Raw genomic sequence first — 19,887 nt, forward strand, 5'->3', positions numbered from 1 at the left:
CGCCCAGACGAGACCCACCCGGAATCCGCCCACTGACACACGACGACGCCATCGTGCCGCTTGAGCATGCGACACGCGCAGATAAGGCACATCTGCCGGCAGCGTCGCGAGCGTCGTCCCCGTATGCAGCGGCAAGCTCATCAGCATGCAGGCATAGTCGTGTTCGGCCAGATGCGACGCGTCATCGTCCGGCACGCATTCGTCGACGCCCTCGAGCGTTTGCAACAGTCGACACAGAGTGCGCGGGCAGACGAGCGTCAGTCTTGATGCCCCTTTTGCCTTCAACAGCGGAAGGTACCGGGCAAACTGCACGCAATCGCCCAGCCCCTGTTCGGCCCACACCACCATCGATTTGCCGGCCAGCGGTTGACCGCGCCATTCCGGGAACCGCAATGCGGGCCGCACGTGACAGTGCGCATCGTCACCCCAGTACGTCGATTCGCCGTACCGGGCCTCGTACAGCGCCCAGCCCTCTTCATAGCGGCCCATCGCAAGCAGCACGAGGCTCAGATTGAACGCGGTGGGCGTGCGTTCCGGCGCGGCGGCCAGCGCTTCCCGCAAGTACCGTTCGGCTTCGATCAGGCGTCCCGCGTCGTGCAGCAGCCGGCCCAGGTTATTCAGCACCTCGACGGACCCCGGATCGAGTTCGAGCACGTGCCTGTAGCACGCTTCGGCTTCGGTATAGCGCTGCTGGCGATGCAGCAGCGCGCCCAGTGCACCGCATGCGTCTTTCAGGTCCGGGGCGAGGCGCAATGCGTCGCGAAGGCAGGCCTCACCCTCCGAGTCCCGACCGGTCGCCACGAAAAGCAGCCCGAGACCAAGATGCGCGACGGCGTCGTCGGGATCGAGCGACATCGCGTGCCGGTAAGACCATTCTGCATCGGCCACACGATCCGTTTCCTGCATCAGACCGGCGAGATAGACGTGGGCCGCTGCATGACTGGGCACCGCCTCGATCACGCGCCGGTAGCAATCCTCGGCCTCCGCGAACCGCCGGTTTCCGTGCAGAAGCAGACCCAGGTTGTAACGCGCATCGACGTAGTCCGGTGCGCGTTGCAGCGCGGCACGGTAGCAGCGCTCGGCTTCAGTCGCGTCGCCCGCACGCTCGCGCAGCGCACCGAGATTGTTCAGGGCTTCCGGATGACCTGGGGCGAGTCGCAGCACCATCCGGTACAGTCGTTCCGCGTCGGACAACGACATGCGGCCATGCGCCGCGACCGCTTCCTCGAAGAGCCGGTTCGCGACGCCTGCCTGTCCGGGTACATCAGGCGTGCGTGTCATCGCGCAGCCCATCGTGAACGTCTCTAACATAACGCGGCCTGAACTGGCTGCCCAGCCTGAAGGCAGGAATACGCCGGGCCGGCAGGCGGGGCCGCGAGCGCTGTAGGGCGCCGAGGCTCACGAGTTCATTGATTGCATCTGTCCATCGTCTGACCGTGAAGCCGCAGACCGCGCGCAAGTCGATGTCGGGGATGGGCCGCCGCTGACCGAAATCGAGCAATGGCACGACCAGCAGCGCGACCAGGAAGGCGTCGTCACTCAATGCATGCTCGACGAGCTGCGCAAGGAAGGTCCGTTGCGCATGCGAGAGTGCCTTATGCAATGTCTTGACCGACACAGCGCCCGGTATCGAGAGGTCATCGGGAACATCGATTACAGTATCGCTTCGCATACAAGCCCTCCACGCTCAAAGCGGCATGAACTCGACGCGCCGGTTGGCAAATCGCCCGGCGGCAGTCAGCGTGCCGGCCACTGGGCGGTCCTCGCCAACTCCCTGCGCGACGAGCGACGCAGCCGGCACGCCTGCCTTCACGAGAAAACTGCGGACGGCATCGGCGCGCCGCTGCGTCAACCCAAGCAGCCCCTCGCCGTCGTCCGCACGGTCCGCATGGGCAATGATCGTGAACCGCAGTGCCTGATTGCGTGCAGCACACGTCTTCATCAGCTGTGCGGACGTCGCCAGGTTCTCGGTCGCGGACGGTGGCAGCCTGTCGTCGCCGGCGGCGAAATCGACGACCTGCCGGTTCAGTACGGCAGCCGCCTGCCCCGGGTTGCACATGGAGTCGGTCTGAAGCAGCGCGGCCATGGCATGCAGAAACGAATCGGTGGCACGCGAGACCGCTGCGGCCTTGTCGAACACCTGCACGTCGAACGCCGGCCCGAGCGCCTGCTGCAGACGCTGACGCCAGCCCTCCGTGTTATCCGGCGCCAGGCCTCCGAGCATCACGCGATGGCGCTCGACGGTGAGTTCGGCGCCCGGCACCGCGATGAACGGCAACAGCGCGTCGAGGTGGTCAAGCCAGACGGTGGCCTCCTTCCCCCCGGCCCTGAGCGATGCCGAAAAGTGTCCCTTGCCGAAACGCGCCAGCAAGGGATCCACCACGGCCGAACGCTGATCGTCGCTATCGAGCAGGGCCTGGACGGCAGGCGCTCCCGATCCATTCGTACGCGCGACGAGCCACGTGTCGGCCGCAAGCGATTCCGTGTCCGCGGCCAGCGCCTGGGTGGTCGATTCGGCGGCAGCGGCGGCGCTCGCGCCCGATGACGCGATCGCACCGGAAGCCACGATCGCATCGGCGGATCGCGCAGCGATGCGAGCGTCCGATGGGTCACCCGCATCTGCGGACCGCCCTACCGCGCCGGCCGGTCCTGCAAGCCGCGCTGACGAAACCGGCGTAGCCGGCGTCAGCGCGGATATGACTTCGGCCAACGTATCGCGCTTCGCCCAGACGATGAGCGCAACAACAAGTATCAGCACCGCCCCCACCAGCCACGCACGTCGTGCAGGCCGGTGCCGTCCCGCCTGCGCTGCCTGGCGAGACACGTCTGGATTCGACGCCGCAGCATACGCAGGCGTCGCCATCGAACTCGTGTAGTGCACCTCGTTCGCATAAACCTTCCCGGCCACGAAACGGGCGTAATCAGGCGTGCCCGGCGGCTTCGCGACCGCGGCTTCGGCATCGATGCCGGGCACGGAGGCGGCAGCACCCAGGTCGGTCCGCAGTGGACGGCTGCCGGCGACGACATTGGACGCCTCGCCCGACGTCGCCCCGCCAGCGGGATCTTCGAAAGTCGGCGCGTCGGGCACGCGAGGATGGGTCGCACCGAGGTGGTTCTCGTCCGCCCGCGCATGCGCCGCGATCGTATCGGCACTCGGCCCATCGTCCGAATGCCGGTGGGACACTTGCCGTGGGTGGAAGTCCGCCGCAACCGCGGCGAGCCGCACCGCGATCGCGTCGGCCAACGCACGAACATTCGGATACCCGAAGAGCGTGGCGACGTCGTCCTCGATGCCGCTCACAACAGAAGGAAGCTGGCTTGCCAGCAACCCGGGAAGCTGCGTCACATCACCCTGCTCCAGCAATACGTGATGCTTGATGAGCCCTGCAAGCATCCCTGCCGCCATGGAACAGAGCACACTCGCCGGCTGTGTCGGCACACCGGTGCGCACCGCGATGTGGTCGCTCAATGCCGCCACCGGTATATCGATTGCGCGGGTCGCGAGTACATGGCCCTGGTGCTCGAAATCCTTGAGTCCGGCAGTTGTCTCGACGAGATGCGCGCACTCGCTGCCGATACGTGCATTGCTGTCGTGCGACATCAGTGCGTCGAACACGGCCTGTGTATCCTCGCATCCGCGTGCGGCGCGTGCCGCGAGCGCCGCGACCAGCGCCGGGCCGGCACAGCGAAACACATGAGCGACGACGTGCGGCGGCAGGCCCATCCGGTCCGCGATCCGCTGCAGTACGGCATCGTCGGCACACAATTCCAGCGCCTGCGCAAGATTAATCCGTTTCAATGCATACCCCCGTAGTGCTTTTGGCCGTCATATCGACAGCCGTCCAATATCAATTACATCCGCGGCCGCTTCCCACCCCTTCGGCCATGCACCGCCTGTCCAGACGCAGTTGCCAGTTGCCGGCGCCGCGCGATCTCCGTACATAGTTCGCTCTCGTCAGTGAACCGCCAATCGCCACACTCGCCTCGGATGCGCACGCATCCGGCGTAGATCTGAATCACGACGTCGTCGCCCCATGCCTCTCGCAAGTGACGCAGCCTGGTCAGTTGGCTGCGGCTCAGGTAGAACGGCCAACCGCATTGCCGTACCGGGCGATGCTCGATGTACCGGCCGGGAAAGCGAAACGCATCCGGATGCGTTCCGGCAGGACCGGAAAGCTCGTCTTCCATCAATGCGTCACGCGGCAGTCCGGCCCGCGCCGACGGCGTGCTTGCGGTGCTCGCGTGCATGCTCGGCGAGGTCGCCCGCAAGCGCGTCGAGAACCGGCGACCATTGCCCGTACGCCGACTGGCGGTAAAGCCGTGCCGTCGGGTACCACGGGCTGTCGGTGCGTTCGCTCATCCACGGCCAGTGCGGATTCACGTCGAGCAGCAGCCAGACGGGCACACCGAGACCGCCGGCAAGATGGGCAACGGACGTACACACCGTGACGACTAGATCGAGACTGCGGACAAGCGCCGCCGTATCGTCGAACGACGTCAGTTCATCGGTGTGGTCGACCAGCCCAAGACCGGCGTCGCGCATACGCTGCACGTCAGCCGCCGCGTCTAGCTGCAGGTTGACAAATGTCACGTCTTCGACGGCGCCAAACGCCCGGGCATAGGCGAGCGGATCGACCGAGCGCATGGCGTTGCGCTGATGGCTGCGGCTGCCCGTCCACACGAGTCCCACGCGTAGTCGGCCGTCGCGCTTCAGGCGGGTATCCCACGCACGGGTTTGCTCCCGATCGGCTTTCAGATACGGCACCGGGCCCGGTAGGTCGGCGAACCCGATGCCGAGCATGAACGGAATGCTGGCGAGCGGTAGATGAAAATCGAACGATGGAAGTGGTCGCTGGTCATGGGCGACGATCGTCGGCACGCAATCGCCCAGACTGCGCACGAGCAGCGCGTGCAGGCTGTCGAAGCAACAATAGACGAACGTGCCGCCTTCCTGCTCGACGCGCGCAGCGATGACCGGCACGAAACGTGCGAATTGCAGCACGTCGCCGTGGCCCTGCTCGCCCCATACAAAGAGCGTCTTGCCCGCCAGCGGCTCGCCGTTCCACCTCGGCGCAGGCAGGTTCGGCACGACATCGCGCAATTCGGGCGAGCCATTCCAGCGCGCCTCATGGCTGCGCCAACCCTCGTCGTAGTCGCCCAGCATGAGCTGCAGCATCGCTTTTGTCCAAACGAGCGACGCATTCTGCGGCTCGAGCGCGAGCGAGCGCTCGGCGACCGCGAGCGCAGCCGGAAACGCCTGCAGCTCGCGCAGCACATACGAATAGGCCTGCAGCGCGGTGACGTAGTTCGGCGCAAGCGCACAGGCGCGTTCGGCTGCGACGAGACTATCGTCGATCTCGCCCGTCCGCAGAAGCGCGGTGGCGAGATTGGTCCAGGCAAGCGCGTGATCCGGATCCTCGGCGAGCGTCGCTTCCAACAGCTCCCTTGCTTCGGCGTATCGCCGCAGTTCGAGGTGCGCGGCTCCCATGTTGTTACGCAGCATCGGCAGGCCTGGATCGAGCCGCATCGCGTGGCGATAGGCGTCCAGCGCCTGCAGGTGATGACGAGTCTGCTGGTGCGCGAGGCCGAGGCGGAACCAGGTGTGCGCGTCTTCGGGCGCACGCTCGCAGCGAACCATCGCGATATCCCGAGCGTCGTCGTGGTGACCGAGCCGCAGCAGCACATCGATCCAGTCCACCATCCAGTCGTCGCCACGCGCGCCCTCGTCCCATGCACGCCGGAACCAGCCGTTCGCACCGGTATCGTCGCCCAGGCGGATGGCTAGGCGCCCCCGCTCGGTCAGCGCGTCGACGTTCGCCCCGTCGATCTCCAGCGCGCGGTCGAGCAGGTACCTTGCCTCCTCGAGGCGGCCACGCAAATACCACAGGCGGCTGGCGATCACCAGTTCCCGCGGCCGCTTCGAATCCATGACGCGATGCGCATCGAGCAGTCTCCACGCGGCAATCAGCTCGCCGCGCGCGATCATCGCTTCCACCTTGTTCAGCCAGGTCATCGAATTTTTCTCTCCACGCAATAGACAGACGGTGTGCCGATCAGCAACCTAAGAGGCCAACGCCGCCACGAGTCCAAGTAACAGTCCTGCAACACGAACGCACCACAGCCGGTACGGCGGCTCGTCAAGCCCGCCCGGAGGCGGCCAGCGGTGCAGAGCGCGTCGCGCGAGAGGCGGGCCGGCGAAGAGCGCACCGGCGGCCAACGCACCCGCCAGCACGGCGCGCCCGGCCGGCGAAGCGGCCTGACCGATCGGCACGTGAAACGCCAGCGCACCGACAGCGAGCGAAGCTTCCCAGGCCATGAGGAAACCCAGTGCCAGATTGACCATGAACAAACCTCGACGCATCTACGTGAGCCTCCTTCCCTTCTACGCCGCCCTCACCCGCGTTTACGCCCAGCGCAACAGTCGCAGCACGAACAGCAGGACCACGGCTCCCCCGATCGCGACGATCACCGAAGACACAAAGCCGCTGCCGACACTGATGCCGATCACCGATGCCAGCCAGCCGCCAATGAACGCGCCGGCAATACCGACGAGGACGTCGACGACAAACCCGAATCCGCTTCCCTTGACGATCAGTCCCGCAATCCATCCCGCGATGGCCCCGACGACCAGCCACACTACGCATTGCTCGAGCGTCATACCCGTTCTCCCTATCGATGGTGGTCAGCGCCGGCAACATGCCGGCGCCGCTTGCTGCTCTGCCCTGCCGTTCTCGCTGCTCCCCGCCGCTGCGTCCCGATGCGGCGCGGCGTCCGCGTCCGTCTCGTCCCCGTGCCCGGTGCGCGTCACTGCGCCACCGGTGCCGTCGCAAGCGGTGGGCGAATCACTGCCCTGGCCGCCAGCCGGTCGACCAGCGCCATGACCGCGTCGTCACGTTGCTGCGCCTCGAGCGAGGTACGAAGCGATTCACGCACCGCGTCGTACGAAGGAATCGCCGTCGGTCGCCGTGCGTCAAGGCGCGCGATAACGTAGCGGCCCGCTGCCGCGATCGGCTCCGGCGTCACCTCACCCACCTTCAGCGTCGAGAGCGCCTGGGCAAGCGGCAGCGGCAAGCCCTGCGTGTGCCCCTCCACCGCGGGCGTGCGGAAGCTCACCCAGCGGGGCGTGCCGTCGCCCTGCGCCGCGACGCCCGTTTGCGCGGCCACCGTCGAAAACGGCTCGCCCCAGCGGACGCGCATGAGCGCAAACCGCGCCGCGGGTTCGTCCGCGAGCGTCATCACGCTGACCTGGTATTCGTCCGATCCGGCCTCCTTCACGATGGCGTCATAGCGTTCGCGCACCTGGGCATCGGTGACGGGCCGCGGCTGCAGATGCTGTGCCGCGTAGAGCCGGTTCTCCGTGTCGACCTTCGCCTTTTGCATGGCTTGTCGCACGGCCTCGGTGTTGCCAAGCCGGTCGCGCTCCGCCGCCTGACGGATCAGCTCCCGCGCCACCAGACCATTCAGAATCTGCTGCCGCGCCGCGGGCGTGTCTTGCTGGCCGGCTGTCTTCAGTACTTCGTCGATGGCAGTGCGATGCAACGGCACCCCATTGACGGTCGCAACGACCTCGTCTGCGGCGTGCGCCGCTTGCGCATTCGCGGCCATCGCCAGCACGATGGCCATGGTTCGGATCGCCGCACCTTGGCGTCGGCGTGCGGTTTTTTCTGGTGTTTTCCTCATCGTCGTGTTTATCCCCGTCAGTTAATCAGTGTTGTCCCCACCCGCGACGTCCCCGCGGTAAAGAGCGCGCCGAGCAGTTCGTCGTAGCGGGCGATCAGCGGTTCATGGTTGGCGAGAAACGGGCGGATCGCCTGGCGCTGACGCGCGCGATAGGCCTCCCAGTCGTCGTTGTGATGCGCGAGCGCCTGTACGAGCTGACGCGCGCCCTCGCTCACGTCGTTACCCGGATAGAAGTAGCCCACCTCGTTGCACAGATGTGCGTTGTGAACCAGCGCATAGCCGTTCCAGCACACGTCGAAGTAGAAGTAATTGAGAGCCAGCCCCCACTGATGGGACACTACGACGTCGGTGTGTTCCGACAGAAACTGCGGCGTGTCGTACCGATCCACGAAGCTCACGCGAGCGTCGCGCACGAGATCAAGGTGATGCGCGATACCGATGAATTCGGGGCTCGTACGGGCGAGGTGCGCCGCGTTCGTGATGTGCACATAGCCGATCTTCTGCGGCGCGCTGCGATAGGCGCTCTCGACGATGAGCAGCGGGTACAGGCAAAACTTCATCACGTCGATGTTGGCCTCCATCACCGACACACGCATCGGCCCGCGCTGCGGGCGATATTCGCCGGCGAACGGCAGCTCGCGCGAACCCATCTCCAGGCACATCGGATCCCACACGAACGGCACCTCGCGAGCCCGGCATCGCCGCAGCACGGCAAAGAAGTCCGCGCTCGTTTCCATGACCTGGGGAATCACCCATACCTCGTCATAGCGCTGATTGATGAACACCGAGTCGCACATCCGGCGCGAGAAGATCATGGCCTCGATCATCTGCACGTACTCGGGACCACAGCAGTAGCTCACGAGCTTCGTGCCGCGCTCCTTCAGATACGCGGTCTGATGGGCGTCGATCTGGCCACCCAGTTCGATGAGCACGTCGAGCTCGTCCTTCGCATCGGCGAAGCTGCGTACGGGAAAGCGCGCCAAGTCCCACGGCAACGCCGCCGTGATCGCGACGTCGGTCGTGTTGACCAGCACCACCTCGTGCCGCAGCGGCGAGTGCTGGAACAACTTGCACAGGTACAGCGCGTTCTGTTTGATGCCGTTGATCCACAGGCTCTCGGCGGCATCCCGCAGGCCGATCGTGATGCCGATGCGCAGCCCGCGCGGGCTTGGACCGTTCATGTTTTCTCCAGAATGTCATGCGCGATACAAGCAGGCACGCAAAGGCCCGGCCATGTATGTGCTGGTGTTGGTGTATTCATGGCCAGAGGGCCGCAATGGCGGCGCTGTAGTGCTCGACGTTCGACGGTGACAGCGGGTCGAGCGTCGCGAGAAAAGTGCGGGCCGCCCGGCGGTAGTCGGCAAGCTGCGCATCGTGAACAGCGAAGGCCTCGCGCAATGCAAGCGCCGCTCCTTCGCAATCGAAATCGTCATAGCGATACCCGCATCCGCCCAACAGTGCCGAGTTGTGCACGAGCGGGTAGCCACCGTGCAGCGCCTCGTAATACAGGTAGTTCTGCGCGTTCTCCCAGTTGTGCGAGACGATCGCATCGGCCTGCCGCGTGAGAATCTCGTAGACGGGCAGGCGCGGCTCGAACGTGGCCCGCCCCTGCGTGACGAGATCGAGGCTGCGGGCGAAGCCGACGAACTGCGCATCGCTCTTGAGTTCCATGGTGTTGAAAACACGCAGGTACTCGATCATGCCGGGCTGCTGCCGGTGGGCCAGATCGGCCGCGAGCATCGGAACATGCGAGGTCTTGACCATGCAGATGTTCGGCTCGAGGATCGCGAGACGCCAGCGGTCGCGCCCCGGCTCGTACCCGAAAGCACGGCCGCCGTCGGCGGTGCGCGCCGCACGCTCGAGCAACGCCGGGCTCCACAGGTGCTGCATCGCCGCGACAGGCGCACGCAACGCGCTGCCGTAATAGGCCCCGCAGGTACGCATGAACGCAGGCAGGGTCCAGAGTGCGTCGTACGGCGTACCGGAGATCAGCATGCCCGACGGCCGGTCGAACATCATGCGCTCGATGTCGATCACGTAGTCGTTGGCCACTCGCATGCCGACGATCTTCCCGCCGCGCGCTCGGAACGCCCTTCCCCATTCCGGATCCAGTTGCGCGCTCAGTTCGATGACGACGTCCAGCGAGCGTTGCGCTGTCGCGAGGTCGATCACCGGAACCGGTGCGAGAGCGAGGAAGTCCTTTGCCTCGGCCGGATCGCCGTCGCCACCATTGACGAGATATGCGGATTCCACGAGGGGCGAATTCGCCAACAGCGTCGCGAGGAAATAGCAGTTCTGGAAGATGCCGTTCTCCCAGATCGACTGGAAGCCGCGGCGCAGGAAAATCGTCACGCCCACCTTCAAGCGCCGGCCGTTCAGCATGACGCCCTCCGCGAGCTGGCATTCGACTGCAATGCAAGCAATTGCCGCGCATAGTGCGAACCGTTCGCGGCGCTGCGCGGCGAGAGCGTGGCAAGGAAGCTGCGTGCACGCCGCACGTAGCTGTCGTGATCGGCATCGTGATGGCGCGCGACATGAGTGAGTTGCGACGCGCCGGCGTCGATATCCGAGTCCGGGTAGTAGTAGCCCACGTCACGGAGCCACGGCGAGTTGTGCACGAGTGGATACCCGCCATGCAACGCATCGAGATACACGATGTTCTGCTCGTTCTGCCACTGGTGCGAGACGACTGCGTCCGCATGCTGGCTCATGAAGCCCACGAAGTCGTGGCGGCCGTCGAGGCGTACACGCTCGCGATGATTCAGGTCGAGCGAACGCAGCAGGAACGCAAACGACGGATGCGCCTGCATCTGCACGCTGTTGAGAACATGCAGGCGGGCGACGGTTGTCGCGTCGGTGCGGAACGCCCGGTCGCACACGAGCATCGGCACCACGCAGCACTTCACCACGGAAATGTTCGGCTCGAACACGGCCACACGCAGCCCGCGCGGCGTGCCGTCGCCGCGTGTCGGCCGCGGTTCGTAACCGAAGCGAAGGCCGGCGGCGCCGATGGCGGCAGCGCGTTGCTCGATAAAGGTGCTATCCCACAGAAACGGCACTTCGAACACCGGACAGCGATGCAATGCGCGCAGCATCGGCGCAAACAGGCGGTCCTTGCCGAGAACCCAGATCTCGTCGCACCGCGTGGCCTTCGTGAAATAGCCGCCACGGGCGAATACGCTCGGCTCGATCAGGCCGACGTACGGCTGGCCGCAGCAGAAGAACACGACCTTCGATCCGCATGCGCGCGCGTAGTCGAGCCACTCGACATCGAGCCCGCCGCCCATCTCGAACACCACGTCGGGCGGTTCATCCAGATCGCGCGGCGAGACGAGCGGCAGCCCCGCGGCAAGGGTCTCAGCTTCCACTGCGACGCACGGCTGGTCGCCGCAGTTGAGCAACACGATGCCTGTGACGAACGGCAGCGTGCGCAGCAGTTGCACGAAGTAGCAGACGTTCTGTCCGAGTCCGTTCTCCCATATGCTCTGTCCGGCATGGGTCAGCACGGAGATTCCGATCTTCATCCTGTTCCGAGGTCCAGTGGAGTTGACTGTCGTGGTACTTCTCAACGTCCCGGTACGCGAACGCGGCGCCATGCATCGCGCCGCGAAAAAGAACGGACCGCCTCGGGGGCGGCAGTCCGCCGAACGTCCGCGTACCGCTCGCGGACGACACCATCACGCTGGGGTTAGCACTTACTCCAGCGTGATGTCCACACGGCGGTTCTGTGCCCTGCCGGCCGCCGTCGCGTTGGTGGCGACCGGATCGCTCGCGCCAAAGCCGCGTGTCTCAAACCGTTTCGCCTGCAAACCGTGATCGTGCAAGTACTGCGCCACGGACTGCGCACGTCGCTCCGACAACCCCAGGTTGTGAGCGGTCGACCCTCTCGAATCCGTGTAGCCGTTCACGGTGACTACGTTGAACGTCATGCCGCGCGCCTGGTCGATCAGCGCATCGAGCTTGGCGCGCGCGTCGGGACGCAGCGTCGCCTTGTCGGTGTCGAAAGTCGCATCGCCGGCCAGCGTGACGTGCTTCGGCGCAGGCGGCGGGGGCGGCGGCGGCGGCACCGGAACGGGTTGCGGCGCCGGCTGCGCGGGTTGCGGAACCGGCCCGCACTGGAACGTCAGGACGCGCACGTCACGCGTGGTATCGGCATCCGCGAGCGGAGCCACCTGCTCCATCGGACGCACCTGCTGCTTGCCGCATATCTCCGCGGCCTTCGAATAGCAGGTGCCCTGCCCCTCGAAAATGCCGTGACAGTCGACCCGGAACGCGCGCTGTCCGTTGGGCAGCCCCACCGAATACCCGTTCCACGTCGGCCCCTGCGATGTCGAGCACGCCGCGAGCACCATCGTCGCAATGAGCGTTGCCGCCACTTTTTTTGTCATCTCTTTTGCTCCCGCTGTCATCGTTGTTCGCCGGCGGCGGCACGTCAGCCGTGCCGCCGCCGGACCTCGGATTACCACTGGTAGCTGATACCGCCGCCGAACGAATACCCGGCACTGCTCGCCCCGACCCCGCCGCGCAGCTTCAGGTTGTTCGTGATGCGCGCCGTAAAGCCAACCGCCGTTGCCCCATAACCCTGGAAGCTCGCTCCGCCGATGCCCACCGCCAACGACTTGCCGGCGTCGACATCCGGAATCATCGACAGCGCGGTGGCCGCCGCGACGCCGCCATACGCCTTGCGGGCGATACTCGTGATGCTTTGCTGCACGCCCTGCAACTGCGACACGTTGACGGCGTCGGTCGGATTCACGCCAGGCGCGACGTTGGTGATCCGCCGCTCGCTACCCTGCGAGCCGACCGATACCGTGTTGGCCTCGTTCGCGATCGAACCCGCACCGAGCGCCACGGAGTTCGGCGCGCTGGCCGACGAGCCCAGGCCCAGCGCCACCGCGCCGCTGCCGGACGCCACGGCTTTCGCACCGAGTGCCGTTGCGCCATTGCCCGCGGCCGTGGCTCCGTCGCCCAGTGCCGAGCTGCTCGTGCCGCTCGCCATCGCGCCGGTGCCGATGGCCACTGCGTTCACCCCGCTGGCGCCGTCGTTGTTGTAGTTGCCCTGCTGCGTGCCGTTGTCGTTGATGCTCACGTAGTGAGGCTTCGAGTTGGTGATGGCCGTGGACAGCGAAATCACCGCGGTCGAGGTCGACGTGGACAACGACGACACATTGCTGTTGGTGGTAGACAGCCCCGTCGACAGCGAACTTGCGGTCGTGGAAGTCGAGGTCGACAGCGACGAAACCGTGCTGTTGGTGCTCGACAGACCGGTCGACAACGAGCTGGCGGTGGTCGAGGTCGACGTGGACAGCGACGCGGTTCCGGTCCCGATGGTGCTGATCGACGTCGACAACGATGTCAGCGAACTGTTCGTGCTTGACAGACCAGTGGACAGCGAACTGATGCCCGTCGAGGTGGACGTCGACAGCGACGTCACCGAACTGTTCGTGCTTGACAGACCAGTGGACAGCGAACTGATACCGGTGGACAACGAACTGACACCCGTGGACAGGGAACTGATGCCCGTGGACGTGGATGTCGACAGCGACGCGACCGAGCTGTTCGTGCTCGACAGTCCGGTGGACAACGAGCTCACCGCGGTCGAAGTCGACGTCGACAGCGACGTCACCGTGCTGTTGGTGCTCGACAGTCCGGTAGACAGTGAACTCACCGCCGTGGACGTCGAGGTGGACAGCGAGCTGATGCCCGTCGAGGTCGAGGTCGACAGCGAATTCACGGCCTGGTTGGTCGCGAAGAGTTGCGAACCGTTGATCGCGTCGGTGCTCGTCGCGCTGACGCGCCCTGCCGCCACGTTCGTGATCTGCCGCTCCGCGCCCGGCGCACCCACGCTCACCACGCTCGTCGGCGTCGTGCCGGCGTAGCTGTAGGTCGTGCCGCCGATCGTGCCAGTGGCCGTCGGGTTGGCCGCCGCCGTCACCGAACCACTGCCCAGCGCCACCGCGCCCGCGTTCGCGGCCGTCGCGCCCGAGCCGATCGCCACGGTGTCGGCGCCTGCCGCGTTCGAGTTGTTGCCGACCGCCACGCCTGCCGCACCTGCCGCCGTCGCACCCGTGCCCGCGGCCAGCGCGTTCACGCCCGTGGCGCCGTCGTTGTTGTAGTTGGCCTGCTGCGTGCCGTTGTCGTTCACGCTGTAGTAGTGCGTCTTGCTGGCCGAGATCGCCGTCGACAACGAACTCGTTGCCGTCGAACTCGACGTCGACAGCGACGTCACTGAACTGGTCGTGCTCGACAGACCCGTCGACAGCGAGCTGGCCGTGGTCGACGTCGAGGTCGACAGCGACGTGATGTTGCTGGTAGCGGTCGACAAGCCCGTGGACAACGAACTCACCCCGGTCGACAGCGAACTTGCGGTGGTCGACGTGGACGTCGACAGCGAGGTCATGCTGCTGTTCGTGCTCGACAGACCCGTCGACAGCGAGCTGACACCCGTGGAGAGCGAGCTCACGCCGGTGGACAGCGAACTGATGCCGGTCGAAGTCGACGTCGACAGCGAAGCCACACTGCTGTTCGTGCTCGACAACCCCGTCGACAGCGAGCTGACACCCGTGGAGAGCGAGCTCACACCGGTGGACAGCGAGCTTGCCGTGGTCGACGTCGACGTCGACAGCGAAGTCACGCTGCTGTTGGTGCTCGACAACCCCGTCGACAGCGAGCTGACACCCGTGGACAGCGAGCTCACGCCGGTGGACAGCGAGCTGGCCGTGGTCGATGTCGACGTGGACAGCGACGTGATGCTGCTCGTGATCGTCGACACCGAGCTGGATATCGACCCAATTCCCGTCGACAGCGACGTAACCGTGCTGTTGGTGCTCGACAGGCCCGTCGACAGTGAACTGATGCCGGTCGAAGTCGACGTCGACAGCGAGTTCACGGCCTGGTTGGTCGCGAAGAGTTGCGAACCGTTGATCGCGTCGGTGCTCGTCGCGCTGACGCGCCCTGCCGCCACGTTCGTGATCTGCCGCTCCGCGCCCGGCGCACCCACGCTCACCACGCTCGTCGGCGTCGCACCTGCGTAGCTGTAGGTCGTGCCGCCGATCGTACCGGTGGCCGTCGGGTTGGCCGCCGCCGTCACCGAACCACTGCCCAGCGCCACCGCGCCCGCGTTCGCGGCCGTCGCGCCCGAGCCGATCGCCACGGTGTCGGCGCCTGCCGCGTTCGAGTTGTTGCCGACCGCCACGCCTGCCGCACCTGCCGCCGTCGCACCCGTGCCCGCGGCCAGCGCGTTCACGCCCGTGGCGCCGTCGTTGTTGTAGTTGGCCTGCTGCGTGCCGTTGTCGTTCACGCTGTAGTAGTGCGTCTTGCTGGCCGAGATCGCCGTCGACAACGAACTCGTTGCCGTCGAACTCGACGTCGACAGCGACGTCACCGAACTGTTCGTGCTCGACAGACCGGTCGACAGCGAGCTGACGCCGGTGGACAGCGAACTCGCCGTGGTCGACGTCGACGTCGACAGCGACGCGATATTGCTGGTCGCGGTCGACAAGCCCGTGGACAACGAACTCACCCCGGTCGACAGCGAGCTTGCGGTCGTCGACGTGGACGTCGACAGCGAAGTCACACTGCTGTTCGTGCTCGACAACCCCGTCGACAGCGAGCTGACGCCCGTGGAGAGCGAGCTCACGCCGGTGGACAGCGAGCTGGCCGTGGTCGAGGTCGACGTCGACAGCGACGTCACGCTGCTGTTCGTGCTGGAAAGACCGGTAGACAGCGAACTCGCCGTGGTCGAGGTCGACGTCGACAGCGACGTGATGTTGCTGGTCGCGGTCGACAAGCCCGTGGACAACGAACTCACCCCGGTCGACAGCGAACTGACTCCTGTCGACAGCGAGCTCGCCGTCGTCGACGTGGACGTCGACAGCGAGGTCACGTTGCTGTTCGTGCTCGACAGGCCGGTAGACAACGAGCTGGCCGTCGTCGAGGTCGACGTCGACAGCGAACTCACGCCAGTGGAAAGTGAACTTGCCGTCGTTGACGTCGACGTGGACAGCGAGGCGATGCCACTCGTGATCGTCGACACCGAGGTGGATATCGACCCGATCCCCGTGGACAGCGACGCCACCGAGCTATTGGTGCTCGACAGGCCCGTCGACAGCGAGCTGGTCGTCGTCGAAGTGGAAGTCGACAGCGAGTTCACAGCCTGATTGGTCGCGAAGAGCTGCGAACCGTTGACCGCATCGGTGCTCGTCGCACTCAGGCGCCCTGCCGCCACGTTCGTGATCTGCCGTTCCGCGCCCGGTGCACCCACGCTCACCACGCTCGACGGCGCCGTGCCTGCATAGCTGTAGGTGACCCCGCCGATCGTGCCGGTGGCCGTCGGGTTGGCCGCCGCCGTCACCGAACCGCTGCCCAGCGCGACGTCGTTGGCATTCGCGGCGCTTGCCGCCGAACCCAGCGCCAACGACCCGTTGCCCGCTGCATTCGACGCATTGCCCAACGCAACCGAGCCGGTACCCGTGGCCGAGTTCGCGTTGCCGATCGCCAGCGCGCCCGTGCCGTTGGCCGTGTTGTTCGCGCCCACTGCCACGGCGCCCGTCCCGGTGGCCGCGTTCGGATCGCCGATCGCTACCGCGCCATTGCCGCTGGCCGTCTGCTGATTGCCGATCGCCACCGCGCTGCCGCCCGTCGCCAGCGACTGGGACCCGATGGCTACCGAGCCGACGCCCGCCGATGACGACGCCGTGCTGCTGTCGCCGATCGCCACCGTCGAAGCGGCCAGCGCGTTCGCACCGTAGCCGACGGCGGTCGCCTTCGCGCCCGACGCCGATGCGGCTACGCCCGCGGCCATCGAGTTCGCGCCCGTCGCGCCGTCGTTGTTGTAGTTGGCCTGCTGCGTGCCGTTGTCGTTCACGCTGTAGTAGTGCGTCTTGCTGGCCGAGATCGCCGTCGACAACGAGCTCGTTGCCGTCGAACTCGACGTCGACAGCGACGTCACCGAACTGGTCGTGCTCGACAGACCCGTCGACAGCGAGCTGACGCCGGTGGAAAGCGAACTCGCCGTGGTCGACGTCGAGGTCGACAACGACGTGATGTTGCTGGTCACGCTCGACAGACCCGTGGACAACGAACTCACGCCGGTCGACAGCGAACTTGCGGTGGTCGACGTAGACGTCGACAACGAAGTCACGCTGCTGTTCGTGCTGGACAGCCCCGTCGACAGCGAGCTGACACCCGTGGACAGCGAGCTGGCCGTGGTCGACGTGGACGTCGACAGTGAAGTCACACTGCTGTTCGTGCTAGACAACCCCGTCGACAGCGAGCTGACACCCGTGGAGAGCGAGCTCACGCCGGTGGACAGCGAACTGATGCCGGTCGAAGTCGAGGTCGACAGCGAATTCACGGCCTGGTTGGTCGCGAAGAGTTGCGAACCGTTGATCGCGTCGGTGCTCGTCGCGCTGACGCGCCCTGCCGCCACGTTCGTGATCTGCCGCTCCGCGCCCGGCGCACCCACGCTCACCACGCTCGTCGGCGTCGTGCCGGCGTAGCTGTAGGTCGTGCCGCCGATCGTGCCAGTGGCCGTCGGATTGGCCGCCGCCGTCACCGAACCGCTGCCCAGCGCCACCGCACCCGCGTTCGCGGCCGTCGCGCCCGAGCCGATCGCCACAGTGTCGGCGCCTGCCGCGTTCGAGTTGTTGCCGACCGCCACGCCTGCCGCACCTGCCGCCGTCGCGCCCGTGCCCGCGGCCAGCGCGTTCACGCCCGTGGCGCCGTCGTTGTTGTAGTTGCCCTGCTGCGTGCCGTTGTCGTTCACGCTGTAGTAGTGCGTCTTGCTGGCCGAGATCGCCGTCGAGAGCGAACTCGTCGCCGTCGAACTCGACGTCGACAGCGACGTCACCGAACTGGTCGTGCTCGACAGACCCGTGGACAACGAGCTGACTCCTGTCGACAGCGAGGTTACGCTGCTGTTCGTGCTCGACAGGCCTGTAGACAACGAACTGGCCGTCGTCGAGGTCGACGTCGACAGCGAACTCACGCCAGTGGACAGTGAACTTGCCGTCGTTGACGTCGACGTGGACAGCGAGGCGATGCCACTCGTGATCGTCGACACCGAGGTGGATATCGACCCGATCCCCGTGGACAGCGACGCCACCGAGCTATTGGTGCTCGACAGGCCCGTCGACAGCGAGCTGGTCGTCGTCGAAGTGGAAGTCGACAGCGAGTTCACAGCCTGATTGGTCGCGAAGAGCTGCGAACCGTTGACCGCATCGGTGCTCGTCGCGCTCAGGCGCCCTGCCGCCACGTTCGTGATCTGCCGTTCCGCGCCCGGTGCACCCACGCTCACCACGCTCGACGGCGCCGTGCCTGCATAGCTGTAGGTGACCCCGCCGATCGTGCCAGTGGCCGTCGGATTAGCCGCCGCCGTCACCGAACCGCTGCCCAGCGCGACGTCGTTGGCGTTCGCGGCGCTCGCCGCCGAACCCAGCGCCAACGACCCGTTGCCCGCTGCATTCGACGCATTGCCCAACGCAACCGAGCCGGTGCCCGTGGCCGAGTTCGCGTTGCCGATCGCTACCGCGCCCGTGCCGTTGGCCGTGTTGTTCGCGCCCACTGCCACGGCGCCCGTCCCGGTGGCCGAGTTCGGATCGCCGATCGCTACCGCGCCATTGCCGCTGGCCGTCTGCTGATTGCCGATCGCCACCGCGCTGCCACCCGTCGCCAGCGACTGGGATCCCATGGCCACCGAGCCGACGCCGGCCGACGACGAGGCCGTGCTGCTGTCGCCGATCGCCACCGTCGAAGCGGCCAGCGCGTTCGCGTTGTAGCCGATCGCGGTCGCCTTCGCGCCGGATGCCGACGCGGCCACGCCCGCGGCCATCGAGTTCGCGCCCGTGGCGCCGTCGTTGTTGTAGTTGGCCTGCTGCGTGCCGTTGTCGTTCACGCTGTAGTAGTGCGTCTTGCTGGCCGAGATCGCAGTCGACAATGAACTCGTCGCCGTCGAACTCGACGTCGACAGCGACGTCACCGAACTGGTCGTGCTCGACAGACCCGTCGACAGCGAGCTGACGCCGGTGGAAAGCGAACTCGCCGTGGTCGACGTCGAGGTCGACAACGACGTGATGTTGCTGGTCACGCTCGACAGACCCGTGGACAACGAACTCACGCCGGTCGACAGCGAACTTGCGGTGGTCGACGTAGACGTCGACAACGAAGTCACGCTGCTGTTCGTGCTAGACAACCCTGTGGACAGTGAAGTGATGCTCGTCGAGGTCGACGTCGACAGCGAATTCACCGCCTGATTGGTCGCGAAGAGTTGCGAACCGTTGATCGCATCGGTGCTCGTCGCACTGACACGGCCCGCCGCCACGTTCGTGATCTGCCGCTCCGCGCCGGGCGCCCCCACGCTCACCACGCTCGTCGGCGTCGCACCGGCATAGCTGTAGGTCGTGCCGCCGATCGTACCGGTGGCCGTCGGGTTGGCCACATCCGTCACCGAACCACTGCCGAGCGCCACCGCACCCGCGTTCGCCGCCGTCGCGCCCGAGCCGATCGCCACAGTGTCGGCGCCTGCCGCGTTCGAGTTGTTGCCGACCGCCACGCCTGCCGCGCCTGCCGCCGTCGCTCCCGTGCCCGCGGCCAGCGCGTTCACGCCCGTGGCGCCGTCGTTGTTGTAGTTGCCCTGCTGCGTGCCGTTGTCGTTCACGCTGTAATAGTGGCTCTTGCCGGCCGAAATCGTGCTGCTCAGCGAGCTTACCGTGCTGTTCGTCGTCGACAGGCCGGTAGACAGCGAGCTGACCCCAGTCGACAGCGAACTGGCCGTCGTTGACGTGGACGTGGAAAGCGAAGTCACTGCCTGGTTCGTTGCATCAAGCTGCGAACCGTTGATCGCATCGGTGCTCGTCGCACTGACACGGCCCGCCGCCACGTTCGTGATCTGCCGCTCCGCGCCCGGCGCACCCACGCTCACCACGCTCGTCGGTGTCGTGCCTGCGTAGCTGTAGGTGATGCCGCCGATCGTGCCGGTGGCCGTCGGGTTGGCCGCGGCCGTCACCGAACCACTGCCCAGTGCCACCGCACCCGCGTTCGCAGCCGTCGCGCCCGCGCCCAACGCCAGCGTGTTCGCGCCCGACGACGTGGCGCCGTTGCCGATCGCTGCGCTGGCGGAGCCCGCCGCCGTTGCGCCGGTTCCCGCCGCCAGTGCGTTCACGCCGGTCGCACCGCCATTGTTGTAGTTCGACGCTTGCGTGCCGTTGT

General features: G+C 66.3%; 20 protein-coding genes and 6 pseudogenes. 8 read left to right on the forward strand and 18 right to left on the reverse strand.

The features are described 5' to 3' along the window. The 13 genes and pseudogenes from GD429_RS36415 to GD429_RS42200 all read right to left on the reverse strand — a co-directional run. A partial coding sequence (locus GD429_RS36415) for a tetratricopeptide repeat protein (RefSeq protein ID WP_227792026.1) occupies nt 1–1,293 on the reverse strand: 1,293 nt, incomplete at its 3' end. Further along, nucleotides 1,265–1,672 carry a hypothetical protein gene (locus GD429_RS36420; protein WP_152864586.1) on the reverse strand — a complete coding sequence of 136 codons (408 nt, stop codon included), beginning with the start codon at nt 1,670–1,672 and terminating at the stop codon, nt 1,265–1,267. The genes GD429_RS36415 and GD429_RS36420, both read right to left, overlap by 29 nt. 15 nt (nt 1,673–1,687) lie before the next feature. Next, a complete protein-coding gene (locus GD429_RS36425) occupies nt 1,688–3,799 on the reverse strand; it encodes an OmpA family protein (RefSeq protein WP_152864588.1) in 2,112 nt (703 codons plus the stop codon). 396 nt (nt 3,800–4,195) lie between these two features. Then, nucleotides 4,196–6,013, reverse strand: coding sequence for a tetratricopeptide repeat protein (locus GD429_RS36430; RefSeq protein ID WP_152864590.1), 1,818 nt, complete (start codon nt 6,011–6,013; stop codon nt 4,196–4,198). A gap of 48 nt (nt 6,014–6,061) precedes the next feature. After that, the gene (locus GD429_RS36435; protein WP_152864592.1) at nt 6,062–6,343 is read right to left on the reverse strand and encodes a hypothetical protein; all 282 of its coding nucleotides are present in this window, start codon (nt 6,341–6,343) and stop codon (nt 6,062–6,064) included. A 60-nt stretch (nt 6,344–6,403) separates the two neighbouring features. Then, nucleotides 6,404–6,658, reverse strand: a complete 255-nt coding sequence (locus GD429_RS36440; protein ID WP_152864595.1) for a GlsB/YeaQ/YmgE family stress response membrane protein — start codon at nt 6,656–6,658, stop codon at nt 6,404–6,406. 146 nt (nt 6,659–6,804) lie between these two features. Then, the gene (locus tag GD429_RS36445) at nt 6,805–7,623 is read right to left on the reverse strand and encodes a peptidylprolyl isomerase (protein ID WP_227792028.1); all 819 of its coding nucleotides are present in this window, start codon (nt 7,621–7,623) and stop codon (nt 6,805–6,807) included. 74 nt (nt 7,624–7,697) lie between these two features. Beyond that, nucleotides 7,698–8,861 carry a DUF2827 domain-containing protein gene (locus GD429_RS36450; RefSeq protein ID WP_152864599.1) on the reverse strand — a complete coding sequence of 388 codons (1,164 nt, stop codon included), beginning with the start codon at nt 8,859–8,861 and terminating at the stop codon, nt 7,698–7,700. 76 nt (nt 8,862–8,937) lie between these two features. Continuing rightward, complete coding sequence (locus tag GD429_RS36455) at nt 8,938–10,062, reverse strand: DUF2827 domain-containing protein (RefSeq protein WP_152864601.1); 1,125 nt, start codon at nt 10,060–10,062, stop codon at nt 8,938–8,940. Then, complete coding sequence (locus tag GD429_RS36460) at nt 10,056–11,204, reverse strand: DUF2827 family protein (protein ID WP_152864603.1); 1,149 nt, start codon at nt 11,202–11,204, stop codon at nt 10,056–10,058. Before GD429_RS36460 ends, GD429_RS36455 begins: the two co-directional genes overlap by 7 nt. Nucleotides 11,205–11,375: 171 nt before the next feature. Then, the gene (locus tag GD429_RS36465) at nt 11,376–12,032 is read right to left on the reverse strand and encodes an OmpA family protein (protein ID WP_227792030.1); all 657 of its coding nucleotides are present in this window, start codon (nt 12,030–12,032) and stop codon (nt 11,376–11,378) included. Between the two features lie 107 nt (nt 12,033–12,139). Then, entirely contained in the window at nt 12,140–12,769 is a 630-nt protein-coding gene (locus GD429_RS41720) for a YadA family autotransporter adhesin (protein ID WP_321575111.1), read from the reverse strand. A gap of 657 nt (nt 12,770–13,426) precedes the next feature. Beyond that, a pseudogene (locus tag GD429_RS42200) lies at nt 13,427–13,678 on the reverse strand (hypothetical protein); the annotation flags it as partial. On the opposite strand from GD429_RS42200, the gene GD429_RS41445 reads away from it, so the two are divergent. Then, the gene (locus GD429_RS41445) at nt 13,581–13,796 is read left to right on the forward strand and encodes a hypothetical protein (protein ID WP_321575112.1); all 216 of its coding nucleotides are present in this window, start codon (nt 13,581–13,583) and stop codon (nt 13,794–13,796) included. The pseudogene GD429_RS42200 and the gene GD429_RS41445 sit on opposite strands and share 98 nt — an antisense overlap. Before the next feature lie 785 nt (nt 13,797–14,581). Here GD429_RS41445 and GD429_RS42205 read toward each other — a convergent pair. After that, a pseudogene (locus GD429_RS42205) lies at nt 14,582–14,833 on the reverse strand (hypothetical protein); the annotation flags it as partial. Here GD429_RS42205 and GD429_RS41455 point away from each other — a divergent pair. Further along, a complete protein-coding gene (locus GD429_RS41455) occupies nt 14,724–14,951 on the forward strand; it encodes a hypothetical protein (protein ID WP_275924778.1) in 228 nt (75 codons plus the stop codon). The pseudogene GD429_RS42205 and the gene GD429_RS41455 sit on opposite strands and share 110 nt — an antisense overlap. 45 nt (nt 14,952–14,996) lie before the next feature. Continuing rightward, nucleotides 14,997–15,839, forward strand: a complete 843-nt coding sequence (locus GD429_RS41460) for a hypothetical protein (protein ID WP_227792031.1) — start codon at nt 14,997–14,999, stop codon at nt 15,837–15,839. A 5-nt stretch (nt 15,840–15,844) separates the two neighbouring features. Here GD429_RS41460 and GD429_RS42210 read toward each other — a convergent pair. After that, nucleotides 15,845–16,342: pseudogene (locus tag GD429_RS42210) on the reverse strand (hypothetical protein); the annotation flags it as partial. Between GD429_RS42210 and GD429_RS40795 the strand changes: the two are divergent. Next, entirely contained in the window at nt 16,293–16,430 is a 138-nt protein-coding gene (locus tag GD429_RS40795; protein ID WP_193727294.1) for a hypothetical protein, read from the forward strand. The pseudogene GD429_RS42210 and the gene GD429_RS40795 overlap by 50 nt on opposite strands. A gap of 617 nt (nt 16,431–17,047) precedes the next feature. Here the strand turns inward: GD429_RS40795 and GD429_RS42215 are convergent. Beyond that, nucleotides 17,048–17,299, reverse strand: a pseudogene (locus tag GD429_RS42215) (hypothetical protein); the annotation flags it as partial. On the opposite strand from GD429_RS42215, the gene GD429_RS40805 reads away from it, so the two are divergent. Beyond that, the gene (locus GD429_RS40805; RefSeq protein ID WP_193727296.1) at nt 17,208–17,417 is read left to right on the forward strand and encodes a hypothetical protein; all 210 of its coding nucleotides are present in this window, start codon (nt 17,208–17,210) and stop codon (nt 17,415–17,417) included. The pseudogene GD429_RS42215 and the gene GD429_RS40805 overlap by 92 nt on opposite strands. 45 nt (nt 17,418–17,462) lie before the next feature. Further along, nucleotides 17,463–17,867, forward strand: coding sequence for a hypothetical protein (locus tag GD429_RS40810; RefSeq protein WP_193727298.1), 405 nt, complete (start codon nt 17,463–17,465; stop codon nt 17,865–17,867). Nucleotides 17,868–17,872: 5 nt separating this feature from the next. Here GD429_RS40810 and GD429_RS42220 read toward each other — a convergent pair. Next, nucleotides 17,873–18,370, reverse strand: a pseudogene (locus GD429_RS42220) (hypothetical protein); the annotation flags it as partial. 220 nt (nt 18,371–18,590) lie between these two features. Here GD429_RS42220 and GD429_RS36485 point away from each other — a divergent pair. Continuing rightward, a complete protein-coding gene (locus tag GD429_RS36485; RefSeq protein ID WP_152864607.1) occupies nt 18,591–18,932 on the forward strand; it encodes a hypothetical protein in 342 nt (113 codons plus the stop codon). Nucleotides 18,933–18,940: 8 nt separating this feature from the next. On the opposite strand, the pseudogene GD429_RS42225 reads toward GD429_RS36485, so the two are convergent. Continuing rightward, nucleotides 18,941–19,705, reverse strand: a pseudogene (locus tag GD429_RS42225) (hypothetical protein); the annotation flags it as partial. On the opposite strand from GD429_RS42225, the gene GD429_RS41480 reads away from it, so the two are divergent. Then, nucleotides 19,638–19,865 carry a hypothetical protein gene (locus tag GD429_RS41480; protein WP_227792033.1) on the forward strand — a complete coding sequence of 76 codons (228 nt, stop codon included), beginning with the start codon at nt 19,638–19,640 and terminating at the stop codon, nt 19,863–19,865. The pseudogene GD429_RS42225 and the gene GD429_RS41480 overlap by 68 nt on opposite strands. Nucleotides 19,866–19,887 lie beyond the last annotated feature (22 nt).

Source organism: Burkholderia sp. BE17 (assembly GCF_009362305.1).
GTDB classification, from domain to species: domain Bacteria; phylum Pseudomonadota; class Gammaproteobacteria; order Burkholderiales; family Burkholderiaceae; genus Burkholderia; species Burkholderia pyrrocinia_C.

Bases quoted from the DNA above. Each gene is read 5' to 3' on its own strand.
- GD429_RS41480 (WP_227792033.1), top strand. From the start codon at position 19,638: ATGCCGCCGATCGTGCCGGTGGCCGTCGGGTTGGCCGCGGCCGTCACC.
- GD429_RS36445 (WP_227792028.1), bottom strand. From the start codon at position 7,623: ATGGCCATCGTGCTGGCGATGGCCGCGAATGCGCAAGCGGCGCACGCC.
- GD429_RS36460 (WP_152864603.1), bottom strand. From the start codon at position 11,204: ATGAAGATCGGAATCTCCGTGCTGACCCATGCCGGACAGAGCATATGG.
- GD429_RS36465 (WP_227792030.1), bottom strand. From the start codon at position 12,032: ATGGTGCTCGCGGCGTGCTCGACATCGCAGGGGCCGACGTGGAACGGG.
- GD429_RS36430 (WP_152864590.1), bottom strand. From the start codon at position 6,013: ATGACCTGGCTGAACAAGGTGGAAGCGATGATCGCGCGCGGCGAGCTG.
- GD429_RS36435 (WP_152864592.1), bottom strand. From the start codon at position 6,343: ATGGTCAATCTGGCACTGGGTTTCCTCATGGCCTGGGAAGCTTCGCTC.
- GD429_RS36440 (WP_152864595.1), bottom strand. From the start codon at position 6,658: ATGACGCTCGAGCAATGCGTAGTGTGGCTGGTCGTCGGGGCCATCGCG.
- GD429_RS36455 (WP_152864601.1), bottom strand. From the start codon at position 10,062: ATGCTGAACGGCCGGCGCTTGAAGGTGGGCGTGACGATTTTCCTGCGC.
- GD429_RS36450 (WP_152864599.1), bottom strand. From the start codon at position 8,861: ATGAACGGTCCAAGCCCGCGCGGGCTGCGCATCGGCATCACGATCGGC.
- GD429_RS36420 (WP_152864586.1), bottom strand. From the start codon at position 1,672: ATGCGAAGCGATACTGTAATCGATGTTCCCGATGACCTCTCGATACCG.